This window comes from Marinobacter sp., assembly GCF_048259445.1.
Classification (GTDB): domain Bacteria; phylum Pseudomonadota; class Gammaproteobacteria; order Pseudomonadales; family Oleiphilaceae; genus Marinobacter.
This window is the reverse complement of the sequence record NZ_JBLXHQ010000012.1, coordinates 16511-33943: the sequence shown is the minus strand read 5'-3', so window position 1 is coordinate 33943 and position 17433 is coordinate 16511. Positions and strand designations below refer to the sequence as shown.

Genomic DNA, 17433 nt, shown 5'->3' with positions numbered 1-17433 from the left:
CGCCTTATGAAGGCTTTGAATTTCCCGAAATCGCATCGTCTTTTACGACCAGCCGATTACGGCAAAGTCTTCAACGACGTGCAGTTGAAGGTTCCGCACAGGAATTTTCTGATCCTGGCAACTCCGAATAATCTCGGACATGCCAGGGTCGGTCTTGTTTTTGCAAAAAGGAATCTGAAACTTTCGGTACAAAGAAACCGGATCAAGCGCCAGGTGCGTGAAACTTTCCGACACCAGCCTGAACTTCCCGGAATGGATATCATCGTACTTGGACGTCAGGGGCTTGCGTCTCTTGATAACCAGACAGTTCGCAGATCCCTGGATAGCCTCTGGCAACGGTTAACGAAAAAGTATCATCAGCTCCCCACATCTCAGCCTGCAGGATCTCCATCCTCCGGTGAGGGAACAGATTAATGCGTAATTTGCTGCTTCTTCCTATCCGTTTCTATCAGTACGCTCTCAGCCCTATGATGGCTAGCCATTGCCGCCATTACCCCACCTGCTCGCAATACGCTATAGAAGCAATTTCTCATCACGGTGCCCTGAAAGGTCTGTATCTTTCAGTAAAACGCCTGCTGAGATGCCATCCATGGGCAGAAGGTGGTTATGATCCGGTCCCGGGAACCTTGCAATCCAGACCAGAAAACGTGATCAAGTGCTGCTCGCAAGCTGACCATTCCTCAATAACAACCCAGACCAGACAGTAACTCTATGGATATTCAACGCATCGTATTATTCGCCGGCCTGGCTGTTGTCAGTTATCTGATGGTGCTCGCCTGGAATGAAGATTATCACCAGCCAGTGCCCACAGAGCAGGTAGCTGAATCTTCACGTATACAAGCAGACAATAGTTCTGTCGGCTCTGATTCCATGGTGCTTCCAGGGGAGTCTGCTCAGCAGTCAACGGCTACGAACCGCGCAGATGAGGAGTTCGCAACGCCCGAAGGAGAACAATCTGTCTCCAGCATGGCGAGCAATAACACAAACGTGACTGATCAATACATCACCGTCAGAACCGATGTGTTTGATCTCGTTATCGATCGTGTAAGCGGTAATCTTGTCAAGAGTTCGCTGCTCGCCTATGACAAAACACTGAACGGCAATGAGTCTCTGACCCTTCTGAACAACACTGAAAACCGGTTTTATGTGTTGGAAAGTGGTCTTATAGGGCAGAACGGGCCAGATAGCGCAAAAAACGGACAGGCACCTGTCTACAATACTGATGCTACAAGTTATGAACTTACCGAAGGCGAAAATGAGCTAACCGTAAACCTTGTTCATACAATGGAAAACGGCGTTCGCATCACTAAACGCTATCAGTTTGAACGTGACAGCTATGAGATTGACGTTCGTTATCTGATTGACAACCAATCCAGCGAAAACTGGCAAGCCAATTTCACTGGCAAAATTGTTCGTGATCAGGCACCGGATCCAACCTCCGGACCCAGTATGGGTATCAAAGCATTTCTTGGTCTGGTAACCAGCTCTCCCGAAGATCCTTATGAAAAGTTTGATTTTGGTGATCTGGAAGAAACACGAATCAACCAGACCGTTACCAACGGCTGGATGGCGTTTCTCCAGCACTACTTCCTTGCTGCCTGGGTACCAGAACGCGATCAGCCTGCACAATTCCAGACGACTCGCCGTGGCCCCCTGCATGTAATGGGATTTGTTTACCCGGCAACAACCGTTGCGCCTGGAGAAACCACAGAGATTGGAGCCCGTGCCTACGTGGGCCCGAAGATTATCGATCGCCTGGAAGCCGTCGCACCGAACCTTGATCGCACCGTGGACTTTGGCTGGTTGTTCTTTATATCACTGCCACTGTTTATCATTATGGAATGGTTCCACAGCCTTGTCGGTAACTGGGGCGTATCCATTATTTTGCTGACAGTTCTTGTGAAAGCGGTATTTTTCAAACTGTCTGCCACCAGCTATCGCTCCATGGGACGCATGCGAGCTGTTGCACCTCAGCTTACCCGGCTCAAAGAGTTGTACGGCGATGATCGCCAGCGTATGTCCCAGGAAATGATGGCGCTGTACAAGAAGGAAAAAATCAATCCTCTGGGTGGCTGTCTGCCTATCCTGGTGCAGATGCCCGTGTTCATTTCCCTGTACTGGGTACTGTTCGAGAGCGTGCAGTTGCGCCATGCGCCCTTCATGCTCTGGATCCACGATCTGTCGGTTATGGACCCTTACTTCATTCTGCCCATCCTTATGGGTGCCAGCATGATGTTGCAGATGAGTCTCAACCCGACTCCGCCAGATCCGATGCAGGCCAAGATCATGAAGCTGATGCCTGTTGTATTCACGATCTTCTTCCTTTGGTTCCCTGCCGGTCTGGTACTTTACTGGCTCGTGAACAACATTTTGTCGATCAGTCAGCAGTGGTACATTACCCGCAAGATCGAAGCAGAAATGGCCACCAAGAAGCACTGACCCAGTGGCCGATTGATTGTCCAGTAAAGGCTCCGTAAAGGGGCCTTTACTGTTTCAGGAACGCGAAAAACGGCGGTGCAAGAGGTGCAATTCATGAACCAGATCCCCGGAACGACCCATACACCCGACACCATTGCCGCCATAGCGACAGCTCCTGGCCAGGCAGGTGTTGGCATTGTTCGGGTATCCGGCCCGTTGGCAAAAAGTATTGCCACAACTCTGCTGGGGTATACGCCGAAACCCAGACACGCCCATTACGGCGCTTTTCTGGATCAGGATAAAACGCTGATTGATGAAGGCATCGGGCTGTTTTTCCCCAACCCTCACTCTTTCACCGGCGAAGACGTTTTTGAGCTTCAAGGCCATGGCGGCACCATCATCCTGGATTTGCTGTTGCGGGAAGTCTGCCGACTTGGCGCCAGACTTGCTCGTCCTGGCGAATTCTCGGAACGGGCGTTTCTTAACGACAAGCTGGATCTGGCTCAGGCCGAAGCCATTGCCGACCTGATTGAAAGCAGTTCTGAACAGGCCGCCCGCTGCGCCGTGCGGTCAATGCAGGGGGTGTTTTCCCGGCGTATTGAAACCCTCGTAGACGCTGTCACTCACTTGCGAATTTATGTTGAAGCCGCCATCGACTTTCCGGAAGAGGAAATCGATTTTCTGGCAGATGGCAAGGTTGCGACCGATCTGCAGTCATTGCTGGAACAGCTTCAGGGTATTCTGGCGGAAGCTCAGCAGGGCACAATTCTGCGGGATGGCATGAAAGTAGTGATTGCCGGTCGCCCCAATGCGGGGAAATCCAGCCTGCTAAACGCGCTGGCCGGTCGCGAAGCAGCGATAGTGACCGCCATCGAAGGCACTACCCGGGATGTCCTGCGTGAGCATATCCACATAGATGGTATGCCGCTGCATATCATTGATACCGCGGGCCTTCGCGATAGCCCGGACGAAGTGGAACAGATTGGTATTGCCCGCGCCTGGGACGAAATTCGCCAGGCCGACCGTATCCTGCTTATGGTGGATGCAACAACCACGGATAAAACCACACCCCACGAAATCTGGCCGGATTTCATTGACCAGCTACCTGCCTCTGCACCGGTTACGGTGATTCGCAACAAGGTCGACCTGAGCGGAGAAGCAGTGGGTCTCACAGAGTTTTCCACAGACCAGACACCGGTAATACGCCTTGCGGCAAAATCCACGGATGGTCTGGATGTTCTGCGTGATCACCTGAAGCAATGCATGGGCTTTGCCAGTACCACCGAGGGTGGTTTTCTGGCCCGTCGCCGGCATCTGGATGCGCTGCAGCGGGCACAGGATTTCCTTGTGCAAGGTCAGGCTCAGCTGGAAGGTTATGGTGCAGGTGAATTGCTGGCTGAAGATTTGCGGGCTGCCCAGGATGCACTGGGAGAGATCACCGGGCAGATCACACCGGATGAGCTTTTAGGGAAGATATTTGGTTCCTTCTGTATTGGTAAATGAGAAACATCCGCAGTAGATACCACTAGCCAGGTCGCAGGGTTTCGAAAAATAGATACACTGGTATCTCACTTATTCGGAACACACAGCGAGGTCGAGCTTATGTCTGAGTGCTACCAGGATCTTCATTTACAGCTTTTGGCAGGGGAATGGCGAGAAGGCAGCGGTGACCATTCTCGCCCCGTCATAAATCCTTACTCCGGCGAGACTCTACTCTCGATTCAATCAGCAACCTCCGCCGACCTGGATTCCACTTACCGTAAAGCAGCAGAAGCTCAGCTCGCCTGGGCAGAAACACCACCAGCGGAGCGTTCAGCGTTATTACTTCGCGCAGTGTCAATCTTCGATGAGCGCAAAGAAGAAATCATCGACTGGTTGATTCGTGAGTCTGGCAGCACACGGTTAAAAGCCAACATCGAATGGGGCAGTGCCCGGGGGATCACTCTGGAAGCGGCAAGTATGCCTGCCAGGGCTCAGGGTGCCACCATGGACAGCGATATTCCGGGAAAAGAGAACTTTGTCTATCGCCGGCCTTTAGGTGTTGTGGGCGTTATCAGCCCCTGGAACTTTCCTTTGCATCTCTCGCAACGTTCTGTCGCACCTGCTCTTGCCCTGGGTAATGCGGTGGTGATTAAACCCGCGAGCGATACGCCGATAACGGGAGGTCTACTACTGGGCCGTATCTTTGAAGAAGCGGGTCTGCCAGCGGGTTTGCTGAGTGTGGTGATTGGCCCGGGATCGGCCATCGGTGATGATTTCGTCGCTCATTCCATACCCTCCCTGATTTCTTTTACCGGATCAACGCCGGTCGGAAAGAACATCGGAAAAATTGCGACCGGTGGTCGCTATCTGAAAAAGGTCGCCCTGGAACTGGGGGGTAACAGCCCCTTTGTGGTGCTTGATGATGCAGACGTCGAACAGGCTGTGAAAGCTGCGGTATTTGGCAAGTTTCTACATCAGGGCCAGATTTGCATGGCAATCAACCGAATTATTGTCGATACGAAGGTTTACGACCGCTTTGTAGAAGGATTTGTCGCACATGTCAGCAAGCTGAACGTCGGCGATCCCTCTGCGATGGAAACAGCCATCGGTCCCATCATCAATAAGTCCCAGCTTGAAGGCTTGCAACAGAAAATTGTCAAAGTCAAAGAGCAGGGTGCAAAAGTGCTACTTGAAGGCAACATTGAAGGGCAGCTGGTGCCACCACACATTTTTGGTGACGTAACGGCTGATATGCAGATCAGTAGTGATGAAATTTTCGGGCCGATTGTTGGCATCCAGAAAGCGCGGGACGAACAGCACGCACTGGAACTGGCAAATGGCACAGAGTTTGGCCTCTCCAGTGCCGTGTTTTCGGGCGATCTTTACAGAGGTCTGGAATTTGCCCGCAAAATAAGAGCAGGCATGGCTCATGTGAACGATATGCCGGTGAACGATGAAGCGCACATGCCCTTTGGCGGCGAGAAAAATTCGGGGCTGGGGCGTTTTAATGGCGACTGGGCCATTGAAGAGTTTTCGTCCGTGCAGTGGGTGAGTGTGCAAAAAACTCCGAGACAGTATCCGTTCTGATCATCAAGCTCGTGAATTGACAGGATCCGGAGTCTTTAAAGAAATGTCCGGTTTAATGGATTGAAGAGGTCATATTGATGGACATAAAAGCCGCAGTAACCCATAGCCAGGGTGAATCGTTCACGCTGGAAACTGTTCAATTGGCAAAGCCTGAATTTGACGAAATACGCGTGCGGATTGTGGCAGCAGGCGTTTGCCATACCGACGTTGTTGCGCGGGATCTCGGGATAGCGCCTTTCCCGATCGTGCTTGGCCATGAGGGGGCTGGCGTTGTAGATGAAGTAGGTGCAGGCGTATCCGATCTGCAAGCCGGCGATCATGTGGTGCTGTCCTTTGCTCACTGTGGCAACTGTGGACACTGCCTGACCGGCCACCCAACCGTTTGCGATACCTTTAACGATCTTAACTTTGGCGGTGCCATGGACGATGGCAGTCGACGATTAGCCCAGGATAATCAGTCACTGGCGACCTTTTTTGGTCAGTCGTCATTTGCAACCTATGCCATTGCCAAGTCCAGGAATGCAGTAAAAGTTGATCCGGATGTCGATCTGGCGCTGCTGGGGCCTTTGGGGTGCGGCATCCAGACAGGCGCTGGAACTGTGCTGAATCGCCTTAAGCCGGAATTTGGTTCAAGTATTGTGGTCTATGGTGCAGGCGCTGTGGGGCTGAGTGCGATTATGGCTGCCAGGATTACCGGTTGTCTGCACATCATTGCTTTGGATGTGCATGATAGTCGTCTTGCTTTGGCCAAAGAACTCGGCGCGACCCACACTTTCAATGGCAAAGATGTAGATGTTGTGGCTGAAATCAATAAACTCACCGGCGGTGGCAGCCATTATGCTGTGGAAACCACGGGAGTTCCTCAGGTTGTGAAACAATCGCTGAATGCTTTGCGGCCACTGGGTACCGTTGCAATTGTTGGCATTACGCCTGAGGTGAATCTTGATATCCACAACGACCTGATGGCCGAAGGTAAAAGCATGATCGGCGTCATCGAGGGCGATTCCATCCCCCGGGTGTTTATTCCGCAGCTGATCGCGTACTACAAAGCGGGCAAGTTTCCGTTTGATAAACTGGTCAAGTTCTATGAGTTTGATCAGATTAATCAGGCGTTTGAAGACTCAGCAAGCGGCGTTACTATCAAGCCGGTTTTGAAAGTGGGTTGACCATTACCCATGAGGAGGCGAATTCTCGCCTCCTCAAAGACAACAGGTTTTGAATTTCTTACCGCTTCCACAGGGGCAGGGTTCATTGCGTCCAGGCTTCAGGACGCCTTCGTGAGGCTGGCCTTCCAGGTAATACCAGCGCCCGTTTTCCCGTAAAAATTTCGAGTGTTCCTGCAGGTAGCCCCAGCCCGGATTGAGCCGGTAAATGGCTTGAAAGTGTACATTGCCATTGTCGCCGTTCTGGCCGCTTTCCAGAATACGCAGCGATGCCCAGTCCGGAGTATTATCCAGATCAAGCTCTGCCGGCCGTGTGCTGGCGTGCCAGCTTGCGCGCAGGTAGTCTTCGAGTTTCAGAAAAAATGCGGTAAAGCGCGAGCGCATCAATGTTTCGGGCGTGTCAGCTATGGCCCCATGGTGATAGCGCTGGCAGCAGTCTGTGTAAGAGGTCTGGCTGCCGCAGGGGCAGTATGGGATAGTAGTTTGCTCAGGCATTATCTGTAGTGTGTGCGTCAGGGATTTAAGCCTGCAGTATAACAACCGCACTCAGACACAAAAGGATTGATTCAAACCATGTTAAAACAACCCTGCTCAGGTTCTTCTGTTAGCCGGCTAAGTGCTCTGTTCTGCCTGTTGCTGGTGTTCAGTGGTTGCAGCTCGATGTATTACAGCACCATGGAAAAGCTCGGCGTTGAAAAGCGCGACATTCTGGTGGACAGGGTCGGGGATGCCCGGGATTCGCAAAGCGATGCCCGCGAAACCTTCCGCTCGTCGCTGGAGCGGTTTCAGAGCGTAGTGGATACGCCTGAAACCGGGCTGCAGGAAAAATATGACGTTATCAGTGATGCTTACGATAAGAGCCTGAAGTCTGCAAACAAGGTACGGGACCGCATCGAGGCGGTTGAAGATGTGTCTGGCGCGTTGTTTGATGAGTGGGAAGATGAACTGGATCTCTACGAAAGTGCGTCACTACGCAAAACCAGTAAGCGCAGGCTCGATGAAACCCGTGAGCTATACAACAGCCTGATTGCTCGCATGCATCAGGTGGAAAAACGCATGGATCCGGTGCTGGAGGCATTTGAAGATCAGGTGCTTTTCCTGAAACACAATCTCAATGCCCAGGCGATCGGTTCTCTGGAAGAGGAGTTAGGACAGATTCGTCAGGATGTGGATAGCCTGGTTCACGATATGGAAGTATCCATCGCAGAATCCGAGGCGTTTATACAGCGGTTCCGTGAAGGATCCGTTTAACTCTGGCAATAGCCTCGGCTTGTGGCCTGTTGCCTGAACTTTTCATAGGTGATTACCATGTCTATTGAGCGTCTCGTGTTTGCCATTGCGGGAGCGTTTATTGTTCTCAGTGTTGTCTTGTCGCAACTGCATTCCGTTAACTGGCTGTGGTTTACCGTATTTGTAGGTGCAAACCTGTTTCAGGCCGCTTTTACCGGGTTTTGCCCTTTGGCGAAAATCCTGAAAGCTTTGGGAAAACAATCCGGAACAGCTTTCAACTGAACAGATTTTGTAAATAAAAATCTTGATTCCTGATAAAACAAAAGTTTCCGGATATAACATGTATTTATAAATCATCATTAATAGCCGTTTAATTCATATTATGATAATAAAAGTTTTTTATTGCGCACTGTAATAGGCAGACAAATCTGCAATATCTTCGTCTGTCAGCTTTGTGGCCTGTGGTGTCATAACCGCTGACATGCCGCCTTGCCGCTCGCCAGCGCGATAGGCTTTAAGCGCCGATTCAAGATACCCTGCTGATTGGCCGGCAAGATTGGGGTAGATCGGGGCACTGGATTGGCCATCGGCGCCGTGGCAGGCGACACAGGTCGCGATTTTTTCCGCGCCGGCCGCCGCATCAGCTGCCATAACGGGCAGTGCAAAACCGCCGGTAATAACCGCAATCAATATTAGTTTTTTATTTATGGTTTTCATTTTCATCTCCCATACCTGACTGATCGTTCAGAACCTTTGACAGTATAAAAGTAAGCGCCGGGATTGTGCTTCTTTACAAGTAAGAAATAAATGTGTCAGGGGCGAAGCTTGACGTGCATCAAGATTTAGCCAGCAACCCGTGGCAATAGGTATTTTACGACAGCTGAAAATTTTTAATCTATGCTAATTTTATAAGCGTTGACCGGTGCAGAAAACGTTTACGTTAAATTATAATATTTGCTTTTATATGATAATTATTCCCATCGGACAACTCGTTAATTTCGAGTGTGGCTAAAAGGTCATATGTCAGCCTTTGCCGGCTTCAACCGGCGACAAAAGGCGATTGTTGATGAGGAGAAAGTCATGGGAATGTGGAAGATGAAGCGCCGCGATTTCCTCAAAGGTCTGGGCGCAACTGGCACCGGGGTGATGCTCAGTGGCAATGTTTGGGCACTGAACCGGCTGCAGCCGATCGAAGACACCCTGGCCACAGAATATCCCTACCGTGACTGGGAAGACCTGTACCGAAATGAGTGGACCTGGGATAGCGTAGGCCACGCTGCGCACTGCATTAACTGCATGGGTAACTGCGCGTGGGATGTGTATGTTAAAGACGGCATCGTCATCCGCGAGGAACAGATTGCCAAATACCCCCAGATTCATACGAATATTCCCGACGCAAACCCCCGTGGTTGTCAGAAAGGCGCGATTCATTCCACGTCCATGTACGAAGCTGACCGCCTGCGTTACCCGCTCAAACGTGCTGGCGAGCGTGGCGAAGGCAAATGGCAGCGCATCTCCTGGGATCAGGCTACTGAAGAAGTAGCCGACAAGATCATCGATATTTTTGTCAAACACGGCCCCGGCAAGCTGAAAACTCACCAGGGTTCCGGTAACCAGACCATGGTTCGCCATTCGGGCCCTGCACGTTTTGCGGCCCTGGTTGGCGGCATTCAGCTTGACGGCTTTACCGTAGTTGGCGACTTGATGACCGGCGCTCATCTGGCGTACGGCAACCCGCTGGAAAGCTTCTCTTCCGACGCCTGGTTCGACGCCGATTACATCATGTTGGGCATGATCAACCCGAACGCTACCCGTATTCCGGACGCCCATTATATCTGGGAAGCCAAGTACAACGGTGCACGCATTGTCAGCACCTCACCAGACTACAACCCCAGCGCTATCCACACCGACTTGTGGGTGCCCATCGAACAGGGTTCCGACCCGTTCCTGGCGATGTCGCTGGTTAACGTGATCATTGAGGAAAAACTGTACAAGCCGGCGTTCATGAAAGAGCAGACCGATCTGCCTATGCTGGTACGTGCCGACAACGCCAAACTGTTGCGTGAAGCGGACCTGGTGGAGGGCGGCTCGATTGAAGTGTTCTATCACTGGGACTTGAACACCAATCAGGCGGTACGCGTTAAAGGCTCGATGGGCGATGACGACAAGACCCTGGCCTTGGGCGACGTTGACCCGGCCCTGGAAGGCACCTTCGAAGTTAACGGTATTAAAGTAACCACGTCGTTCGAGCATGTGAAAAAAGAAGCGGCCAAATACACGCCGGAAAATACCCAGGAAAAAACCGGTATTCATCCGGACATCGTGCGTCAGGAAGCGCGCCACCTGGCGAAGGCCAAAAAAGCCATCATCATGTTGGGTTATGTTACCTCCAGCTACTCCAACTGCCTGTACACCGGCTGGGGTTATGCGCTGACGCTGGCGCTGACCGGCCACGGCGGCCGTACCGGTGGTCTGGACACCTCCTGGGTTGTGTGGAATCACCCGCGCTGGTGGGAACTGGCAGGCTTTGAAGGCAAGAAGTCAGCCCGCCTGGAAGCCGGTGGTTTGGGTGAGTTCCTGCGCGGCGGCATGATGGAAGGCGCTCGCAAGCACTTCGACAACAAGAAATTGAAAGAGCGCGTCGGCTTCGATCTCGATGAGATGGAAGAGATGATGAACGAGTCCATGGAAAAAGGCTGGATGCCGTACTACGGCGAAATCAAAGGCATGATTTCCATCGCAGACAACACCTTCCGCCGCAACAAGATGAGCAAGAAGTATCGCGAAGAGCACTTGCGCCAGGCTGAAGAGCTGTATGTGAACATCAACGTGCGCATGGACTCCACCGCTGAGTGGGCTGACTACGTACTGCCGGCCGCCAGCCATTACGAAGCCTGGGATATCCGTACTCAGGGTTACCACCGCTTCGCCAATATTTTTACCCGTTCGGTAGAGCCGGTAGGTGAATCCAAGCCGGATTGGGAAATCATGGCGTTGCTGACCAGGAAAATCCAGGAACGTGCGATTGCCCGCGGTATTGGCCCGATTCAGGATGGCGACGTAACCCGTGACCTACACACCATTCACGACGACTTTACCCGCCAGGGTACATTGAACACCGATTACGATGTGCTTAAACACATCATTGAAGATTCCCCCGAGTTCGGCGGTGTCACCATCGAAGAAGCCGCTGAAAAAGGCTTCATTGTGATGAACGAGCACGCCGGCCTGAACCAGCCTTTAGAGCCTGACAGAGGCTACGACCCGTTTACCGCGCAAACCGATGGCAAGAAGCCTTACGACACCCTGACCGGTCGCATTACGTTTTATTGTGACCACCCATGGTTCGAGAAGCTCAAGTCGGTGGTGCCCACGGCGCGCCTGCACGCAGGGCCGAAAGCCTCCAACTACCCCCTGGAGTTCTACTCACCGCACGCGCGCTGGGGTATCCACTCCAACTGGCGCAGCAACAAGTATCTGCTGCGTTTGCAGCGGGGTGAGCCAAACATCTACATCAATCCGCAGCTGGCCGAGCAGCGCGGTATTAAAGACGGAGATACGGTTCGGTTGTTCAACGCCAACGGCGACTTTTTCGCCCAGGCCAAGTTCTATCCGAGCATTCCGGTGAACTCGATCATGATGGAACACGGCTGGGAGCCGCATCAGTACATTCACCGCAGAAACATGAACGTGTCCAATGCGATCTTCCTGCAGCCGCTGGAATTGGCGGGCGGTTGGGGCCATCTGAAGTTCGTGTATTGCGGATGGAACGCCAACCAGCACATACATGAAAGCTGCTACGACATAGAGCTGGCAAAGCCTGAAGACATCACCGACCCACGAGCCGTTTAAGAGGAGATTATCATGACTGTTAAACGCCAACTCAGCATGGTCATGGATTTGAATAAATGCATCGGCTGCCAGACCTGCACTGCAGCCTGCAAACTCATGTGGACCAACCGAAACGGCCGTGAGTTCATGTACTGGAACAACGTGGAATCCCAGCCTGGCAAAGGTTATCCGCGAGATTACGAGAACATGGGCGGTGGTTTTGATGCCGACGGAGCTTTGCGCCTTGGGCGTCAGCCGAGCCAGGAAGACTATGGCGTACCCTGGGAGTACAACTACGAAGAAGCGCTGATGACCGGTACCGACCCCTGGCTGCGTCCTAATGTGAAGCCCACCTGGGGCGCCAACTGGGACGAAGACGAAGGCGAGGGCGACTACCCCAACAGCTACTACTTTTACCTGCCACGCTTGTGCAACCACTGCGCCAACCCGGCGTGTCTGGCTGCCTGTACCCGTAATGCGATTTACAAGCGCCAGGAAGACGGCATCGTGCTGGTGGATCAGGAACGCTGCCGTGGCTACCGTTACTGCGTAAACGCCTGCCCGTACAAGAAAATCTACTTCAACGAGCAGATTTCCAAATCCGAGAAGTGCATTTTCTGCTACCCGCGTATTGAAAAAGGCCTGCCCACCGCCTGCGCCCAGCAATGTGTGGGGCGTATTCGCTGGATAGGCTACCGCGATGATGAAGACGGACCGATTCACCAGCTGGTAGAGAAATATAAAGTAGCGCTGCCGCTGCATGCAGAGTGGGGTACTCAGCCCAACGTGTTCTATGTGCCGCCCATGTCACCGCCAAAATTTGGCGAAAACGGTGAACAGCTGGACGAGTCCCGAATACCGCTGTCTTACCTTGAAAGCCTGTTTGGCCCCCGCACGGGCGAGGCTCTCGATACTTTGGCTGCGGCCCGTCAGGCTAAGGCTGATGGCAAAGGCAGTGAACTGATGGACATTCTGATCGGCTACAAACATTCCGAAATGTTCAAGTTGAGCTGAAGCCGGGAGGCTCGCAATGACGCAATTAACAGCGCTCGCTGTCCGGCAGCATGAACTTGAGCGTGCCGAAGCCCGCGGGGCAATTTATCGCCTTGCAGCTGTAGCCCTGGGTTATCCACTGGAAGAAACCTGGGAGGCTCTGGCCGATGGGCGCCTGCAAGCGGCGCTCAACGACGCCTGGCAAACACTGGGTGGTGAGCCTTGGCCGGCTCTGGCAGCAAGCTCCAGCTCTGAAGATCTGCAAGTGGGCTATATGGCAACTTTCATTCACGGAAAGCTGGGTAAACCCAGGGTGCCGCTGGTTGCAAGTGCCTACGGCAGCCTTATTGGTGGCCTGACACCTGGCGCCTACATGCTGAATGTGCAGGCGTTCTATACCCACTTTGGCCTGACCGCAGCGGTAGAAGATGAAGGCCACAAGGATCAGCCTGATCATCTGTTAGCGATGTTGGAATTCTGTGCGCTGTTGTGTCATCTGGAGGCTCAGGCTCTGCAACACAACCGCGACGCATCGCCCTACCGGCGCGCCCAAAGGGATTTTTTGGTGCGTTACCTGAGGCCCTTGTTACAGGCCGTTCGCGCGGGATATGCCCAAGAGAATCAGCACGGTCTGGATGCCCATCTGGCCCATCTGGTGCAGGTGCTTCCGGACTGGACCCATACGCAACAACTGGCGCTGGAAAGCCAGGTAGGGCCGAGCCCTGAAGAAGGTGCAAAAAAAGCCGGACCCGAACTCGCCAGCCAGCCCATGTGGGACTGAATCCAATCGATTAGCATGAGGAACCATGCCATGACATCGCAAAACACAAAAAAAGGCCTTCTGGTAAACCGTATTGGCCGGCTAACCGGAACGCTTACACTGGCGGCTTGCATGCTGGCAAGTGCCACCGCGCTGGCCGATCACAGCGACAGAAACCCGAATGTGACCGAGGTGAAGCCCTGGGACACTGTGAAGGTGTCGCGTATCCCCGGTGACATCTATCTGCGTACTCAGGATGACCCGGACGACCTGATCTGGGATCGCGTACCTGAATACCGCACGGCTCTGCTGCCGGCACCACCGGTGCACCAGTCCGTTGGCTTGCGTTTTGAAGAAGGCTCCACACGTACCAAGCATCTGTATTTTCAGGTAGCCCGTTCGGATGAACGCTTCTACATTCGTTTGCGCTGGAAGGATGCCAGCGAAGATCACAAAACCACGGTAGACGAATACAGTGACGGCGTGGCGGTGCAGTTTGCCCTGAACGACACAGATACGTCATACATGATGGGTTCTGGCCACGACGATCCGGTAAACATCTGGTACTGGCGCGCCGGGAAAAACCAGATCGAAAACCTGGCGGCTGGCGGTTATGGCAGCACGACCAGTTTGCCGCAACAGAACGTGACAGGTGCCAGCCATTATTTTACCGATGAGGTTCCTGTCGACAGGGAATGGCACGTTGTGATGTCGCGGCCGTTTGAATCCGACGGCGAGTTCGACGTGAATCTTGATCGCGAAACCGTGCCCATGGGCTTTGCCGTGTGGCAGGGTAGTGATAACGAACGCGATGGCAACAAACGTGTAACCCACACCTGGATCCTGTTGGACACAAGTCTGGACAGTGATGCAGCGAAGTAAGGACTCGGCTATGTCGGTTTCCCATTTCCCACCCCGTGATCCGTTGGCTCTGGTGCCAGAGGACTGTGGCCTGGGCCATGCCTGCCAGTTTTGTCCGCACGAAGAAACGTGCAAGCTGGACAAGGGTCAGCACGAAAAACGCCTGATTGAATCGCGGTTGGCACAGATTGGCCAGATCATCATGGTAATGGCCAACAAGGGCGGGGTGGGTAAAAGCACCGTATCGGCCAACGTAGCGGCGGGACTGGCGGCCCAGGGTTATCGGGTAGGCGTGGCAGATGCCGACATCCATGGCCCGAATCAGAGCCGCTTTTTTGGTTTTGTAGGCGAAAGGGTGCGCTTGGGCAAACACGGCCTCCCACCGAAAGACTTTGAGTTCTTTGGCCTCGAACATCCGGTAAAAGTAGGCTCTTTGGCGTTCATGATGGAGCGCGACGACACGCCCATCGTCTGGCGTGATGCCTACAAACACGACTTCATGCATCACCTGATCGGTTCATTTGATTGGGGCCCGCTGGATTTTCTGGTGATTGATATGCCGCCAGGAACCGGTAACGAGTTGATCACCCTGGCGGACATGCTCGAAGGCCACGACGTGGCAGCACTGCTGGCCACCACACCGCAGGAAGTGGCGTTGATGGATAGCCTTAAAGCTGTGCGTTTTTGCCAGGAGCGTGGCATGCCGTTGATTGGCGTGGTGGAAAATATGGCGGGCGTAACCTGCCCCCACTGCAGCGGTCATTTCCATGTATTTCCCCGCTCGCATCTGGCAGAAGCTCTGGCCGCAGCCGAAGTGGAGTCTGTAGCGCAAATCCCGTTATCGTTGGCGCTGTCCAGTGGTTCTGATACCGGTGTTCCTGTTGTACTGTCTGAACCAGAGGGACCGGAGGCGCAAGCCTTTGCTTCTGCTGTCGCTGCCTGTGTGGCCCACGCCCGGGCTGGTTTTGCTGAAGCAGCAACTCATTCATTGCACGGGCTCACACAGGCCGGACTGCAGAGCGACGAACTTGAGCAGGCGCTGGGAGCCGTCCCGCCAGAGCAACGAGAGGCTCTGCGTCAACAGCTGGAATCTTTGCTGGGTAACAGTAACGACCCTTCCTGACACACTCTTATCCGAGACTATTGCCATGTCTGACACTCGTGCGCCTGACCGCCGTCGTTTTTTTCGCCAGCTGCTGGGTACGGATTCTGCCTCTGCGCCAGGCCGTGCACCCTGGCACCGGGTTCCGGAAGTAGGAGCTGGTGACGGTGATGTATTGTGGTCGGGCTGGACCGGAAACGGCGAGCTGTTTGTTGTAGGTGACGAAGGCATGGTGCTGCGTTATACCGGTAGCGGCGATGCTGGCGGGCCGCAGTGGCAGCCTATGACGATGCCAACGCGCCTGCCACTGCACGGTATCTGGGGGCCCGCTGCCGATAACCTCTTTGCCGTCGGCTGGATGGGTGCGCTCCTGCACTATGATGGTGCGCAATGGCAATTGCTTCGGGGTGGGGTGATTGACGATAAAGGCGGGCGTTTTGCCGCCTGCGAAGAAAATACGCCGTTGTTCGCTATTGATGGTAACGACCAGGGCGAGGCCTGGGCGGTCGGTGACGACGGCATGATTTTGTACTTTGATGGCACCAACTGGCAGCGCGAACAAAGCCCGACCCAGGTCAACCTGCGGGCAGTAGCCTGCGCGCCCGATAACACGGTATACGCCGCCGGCGGCGAAGGCACGGTGCTTCAACGAGACAGCGAAGGATTGTGGACAAAACTGGATTGCCCGCTGGGTTCCGGGTTTCATTCCTTATTGGTGATGGAGGATGGCTCTTTGCTGTTGGGTGGTGGCCGGTACTTCGTTGATCAGGGCGGCTTTCGGGGCGAACTGGTGCGCTACCAGAACGGCCAGTTCCAGGCGCTCAAATTTGACGATCCGATGCCACGCCTGAGGGCTCTCAAGCCTTATAAAGATGGCGTACTGATTGTTGGCGATCAGGGCCATTTGTACTATTTCAAGGATCTGCGGCTGGATAAGCTGGAGAGCAATAGCCGCCATGACCTTATGGATATTATTGTTCTACCCACTGGCGAAGCTCTGGCAGTAGGCGATTTCGGCACCATTATGACGGCTGCAGAAGATTTCACTCAGGCACTGGCGCCGCTGCCTATGGCCGCTGCCGCCAGCCCCTGGGAAGCCATGGCTGTGCCGACCAAAGGTCAGCTTTGGGGATTTACCGAAGGCCCCGATGGGACCTGCTATGCCTGTGGTGAATCCGGCACGGTGATGCGCCTGCAAGGTGAAAGTTGGGAACTGTTACCGGCGCCCAGTGACCTGTCGGTGCACTGCCTGTGGGATACCGGCGCCGGACTGTTTGCGGCAGGCCAACTCGGGCGCATTTACCGCTTTGATGGCCAGCAATGGGCGCGGCATTACGATCTGAATCTGGACCTCACCATTCTTGCCATGTGGGGCAGTAGCCCTGAATCCCTTTACGCGGTGGGCGATGAGGGTCTGGTGCTGCACTTTGACGGCCTGCGTTGGCAGCGTATGCCCAGCGGAACCCAGTCGGCGCTTTACAGCCTTTGGGCCATGGATGACGAACACATGCTGGCGCCCGGCGACTTCGGGCTGGTGCTGAGATACAACGGCAAAGAATGGAGCGATTTCAACGTGGGTACCGAAAACTTTCTTTACGGTATCTGGGGCGAGAGTCTGAACAATATATACGCGGTAGGCTTGTCGGGCACATTGGCCCACTTCAATGGCCATCGCTGGCAGCAGATGGCCACCCGTCTGCGGGAAGATCTGCTTTCCATATCGGGTTCCGATGCTGCCGGCGCCTTCGCTGTGGGAACCAGGGGTTGTGTACTGCGCCTTGATGGCGACCAGTGGGTAACTGAGCCCAGCGGCAGTGATGCCGGCTTGCGCGCGGTTTACGCCACCCGTAGTGGAGCGGTTTACGCCGTGGGTGACAGAGGAACGGTGTTGCGCCGACGGAACACAAAGGAATCCTGACTCCACCATAAACGAGACGTATTGCTATTTGTAAACGATAAGTAATATCATTCGCACCTTTCTGACATCGATCAAAAAGGAAGGATGA

General features: G+C 53.9%; 16 protein-coding genes. 14 read left to right on the top strand and 2 right to left on the bottom strand.

Features of this window, described 5'->3' with window-relative positions; translation table 11 throughout:
- Positions 1–6 precede the first annotated feature (6 nt).
- The 6 genes from rnpA to ACN0RL_RS10370 all read left to right on the top strand — a co-directional run bounded on the left by rnpA (position 7) and on the right by ACN0RL_RS10370 (position 6653).
- Positions 7–414 (top strand): ribonuclease P protein component, encoded by a 408-nt coding sequence (gene rnpA / locus ACN0RL_RS10395; RefSeq protein ID WP_417516417.1) that lies wholly within the window; start codon positions 7–9, stop codon positions 412–414.
- Positions 414–707, top strand: a complete 294-nt coding sequence (gene yidD, locus ACN0RL_RS10390; RefSeq protein ID WP_417516415.1) for a membrane protein insertion efficiency factor YidD — start codon at positions 414–416, stop codon at positions 705–707. Before rnpA ends, yidD begins: the two co-directional genes overlap by 1 nt.
- Positions 708–711: 4 nt before the next feature.
- Positions 712–2439 (top strand): membrane protein insertase YidC, encoded by a 1728-nt coding sequence (gene yidC, locus ACN0RL_RS10385; RefSeq protein WP_417516413.1) that lies wholly within the window; start codon positions 712–714, stop codon positions 2437–2439.
- Between the two features lie 93 nt (positions 2440–2532).
- Positions 2533–3921: a tRNA uridine-5-carboxymethylaminomethyl(34) synthesis GTPase MnmE gene (gene mnmE / locus ACN0RL_RS10380; protein WP_417516411.1), complete on the top strand. Its 1389-nt coding sequence runs from the start codon at positions 2533–2535 to the stop codon at positions 3919–3921.
- A 99-nt stretch (positions 3922–4020) separates the two neighbouring features.
- Entirely contained in the window at positions 4021–5487 is a 1467-nt protein-coding gene (locus tag ACN0RL_RS10375; protein WP_417516409.1) for an aldehyde dehydrogenase family protein, read from the top strand.
- Between the two features lie 77 nt (positions 5488–5564).
- Positions 5565–6653, top strand: a complete 1089-nt coding sequence (locus tag ACN0RL_RS10370; protein ID WP_417516407.1) for an NAD(P)-dependent alcohol dehydrogenase — start codon at positions 5565–5567, stop codon at positions 6651–6653.
- A gap of 33 nt (positions 6654–6686) precedes the next feature.
- Here the strand turns inward: ACN0RL_RS10370 and ACN0RL_RS10365 are convergent, their stop codons facing one another.
- Positions 6687–7145: a YchJ family protein gene (locus ACN0RL_RS10365; RefSeq protein ID WP_417516405.1), complete on the bottom strand. Its 459-nt coding sequence runs from the start codon at positions 7143–7145 to the stop codon at positions 6687–6689.
- Positions 7146–7223: 78 nt separating this feature from the next.
- Between ACN0RL_RS10365 and ACN0RL_RS10360 the strand changes: the two genes are divergently transcribed.
- Both ACN0RL_RS10360 and ACN0RL_RS10355 read left to right on the top strand, forming a co-directional pair.
- On the top strand, positions 7224–7901 hold the full coding sequence (locus tag ACN0RL_RS10360; protein ID WP_417516403.1) for a DUF2959 domain-containing protein: 678 nt from the start codon (positions 7224–7226) through the stop codon (positions 7899–7901).
- 57 nt (positions 7902–7958) lie between these two features.
- Positions 7959–8162, top strand: coding sequence for a DUF2892 domain-containing protein (locus ACN0RL_RS10355; protein ID WP_417516401.1), 204 nt, complete (start codon positions 7959–7961; stop codon positions 8160–8162).
- Positions 8163–8279: 117 nt separating this feature from the next.
- Here the strand turns inward: ACN0RL_RS10355 and ACN0RL_RS10350 are convergent, their stop codons facing one another.
- Positions 8280–8597 carry a c-type cytochrome gene (locus ACN0RL_RS10350; RefSeq protein ID WP_417516399.1) on the bottom strand — a complete coding sequence of 106 codons (318 nt, stop codon included), beginning with the start codon at positions 8595–8597 and terminating at the stop codon, positions 8280–8282.
- A gap of 363 nt (positions 8598–8960) precedes the next feature.
- Between ACN0RL_RS10350 and clrA the strand changes: the two genes are divergently transcribed.
- Genes clrA through ACN0RL_RS10320 form a run of 6 tightly spaced genes read left to right on the top strand, consistent with a single transcriptional unit; the run spans position 8961 to position 17345 of the window.
- Positions 8961–11732 (top strand): chlorate reductase subunit alpha, encoded by a 2772-nt coding sequence (clrA, locus tag ACN0RL_RS10345; RefSeq protein WP_417516397.1) that lies wholly within the window; start codon positions 8961–8963, stop codon positions 11730–11732.
- 12 nt (positions 11733–11744) lie between these two features.
- Entirely contained in the window at positions 11745–12725 is a 981-nt protein-coding gene (gene clrB / locus ACN0RL_RS10340; RefSeq protein WP_417516395.1) for a chlorate reductase subunit beta, read from the top strand.
- A 16-nt stretch (positions 12726–12741) separates the two neighbouring features.
- Entirely contained in the window at positions 12742–13485 is a 744-nt protein-coding gene (locus ACN0RL_RS10335) for a molecular chaperone TorD family protein (RefSeq protein ID WP_417516393.1), read from the top strand.
- A 30-nt stretch (positions 13486–13515) separates the two neighbouring features.
- Positions 13516–14346: an ethylbenzene dehydrogenase-related protein gene (locus ACN0RL_RS10330; RefSeq protein ID WP_417516391.1), complete on the top strand. Its 831-nt coding sequence runs from the start codon at positions 13516–13518 to the stop codon at positions 14344–14346.
- Positions 14347–14356: 10 nt separating this feature from the next.
- Entirely contained in the window at positions 14357–15448 is a 1092-nt protein-coding gene (locus ACN0RL_RS10325; protein ID WP_417516389.1) for a P-loop NTPase, read from the top strand.
- A gap of 25 nt (positions 15449–15473) precedes the next feature.
- Positions 15474–17345, top strand: a complete 1872-nt coding sequence (locus ACN0RL_RS10320) for a WD40/YVTN/BNR-like repeat-containing protein (protein ID WP_417516387.1) — start codon at positions 15474–15476, stop codon at positions 17343–17345.
- The last annotated feature ends 88 nt before the right edge of the window (positions 17346–17433 follow it).

What these genes read in the sequence shown, in the direction of transcription:
- yidD (WP_417516415.1), top strand. Translation starts at nt 414, where the DNA reads ATGCGTAATTTGCTGCTTCTTCCTATCCGTTTCTATCAGTACGCTCTC.
- rnpA (WP_417516417.1), top strand. Translation starts at nt 7, where the DNA reads ATGAAGGCTTTGAATTTCCCGAAATCGCATCGTCTTTTACGACCAGCC.
- ACN0RL_RS10350 (WP_417516399.1), bottom strand. Translation starts at nt 8,597, where the DNA reads ATGAAAACCATAAATAAAAAACTAATATTGATTGCGGTTATTACCGGC.
- ACN0RL_RS10325 (WP_417516389.1), top strand. Translation starts at nt 14,357, where the DNA reads ATGTCGGTTTCCCATTTCCCACCCCGTGATCCGTTGGCTCTGGTGCCA.
- ACN0RL_RS10330 (WP_417516391.1), top strand. Translation starts at nt 13,516, where the DNA reads ATGACATCGCAAAACACAAAAAAAGGCCTTCTGGTAAACCGTATTGGC.
- ACN0RL_RS10355 (WP_417516401.1), top strand. Translation starts at nt 7,959, where the DNA reads ATGTCTATTGAGCGTCTCGTGTTTGCCATTGCGGGAGCGTTTATTGTT.
- ACN0RL_RS10365 (WP_417516405.1), bottom strand. Translation starts at nt 7,145, where the DNA reads ATGCCTGAGCAAACTACTATCCCATACTGCCCCTGCGGCAGCCAGACC.
- ACN0RL_RS10335 (WP_417516393.1), top strand. Translation starts at nt 12,742, where the DNA reads ATGACGCAATTAACAGCGCTCGCTGTCCGGCAGCATGAACTTGAGCGT.
- yidC (WP_417516413.1), top strand. Translation starts at nt 712, where the DNA reads ATGGATATTCAACGCATCGTATTATTCGCCGGCCTGGCTGTTGTCAGT.
- clrA (WP_417516397.1), top strand. Translation starts at nt 8,961, where the DNA reads ATGGGAATGTGGAAGATGAAGCGCCGCGATTTCCTCAAAGGTCTGGGC.
- ACN0RL_RS10370 (WP_417516407.1), top strand. Translation starts at nt 5,565, where the DNA reads ATGGACATAAAAGCCGCAGTAACCCATAGCCAGGGTGAATCGTTCACG.
- ACN0RL_RS10360 (WP_417516403.1), top strand. Translation starts at nt 7,224, where the DNA reads ATGTTAAAACAACCCTGCTCAGGTTCTTCTGTTAGCCGGCTAAGTGCT.
- mnmE (WP_417516411.1), top strand. Translation starts at nt 2,533, where the DNA reads ATGAACCAGATCCCCGGAACGACCCATACACCCGACACCATTGCCGCC.
- clrB (WP_417516395.1), top strand. Translation starts at nt 11,745, where the DNA reads ATGACTGTTAAACGCCAACTCAGCATGGTCATGGATTTGAATAAATGC.
- ACN0RL_RS10375 (WP_417516409.1), top strand. Translation starts at nt 4,021, where the DNA reads ATGTCTGAGTGCTACCAGGATCTTCATTTACAGCTTTTGGCAGGGGAA.
- ACN0RL_RS10320 (WP_417516387.1), top strand. Translation starts at nt 15,474, where the DNA reads ATGTCTGACACTCGTGCGCCTGACCGCCGTCGTTTTTTTCGCCAGCTG.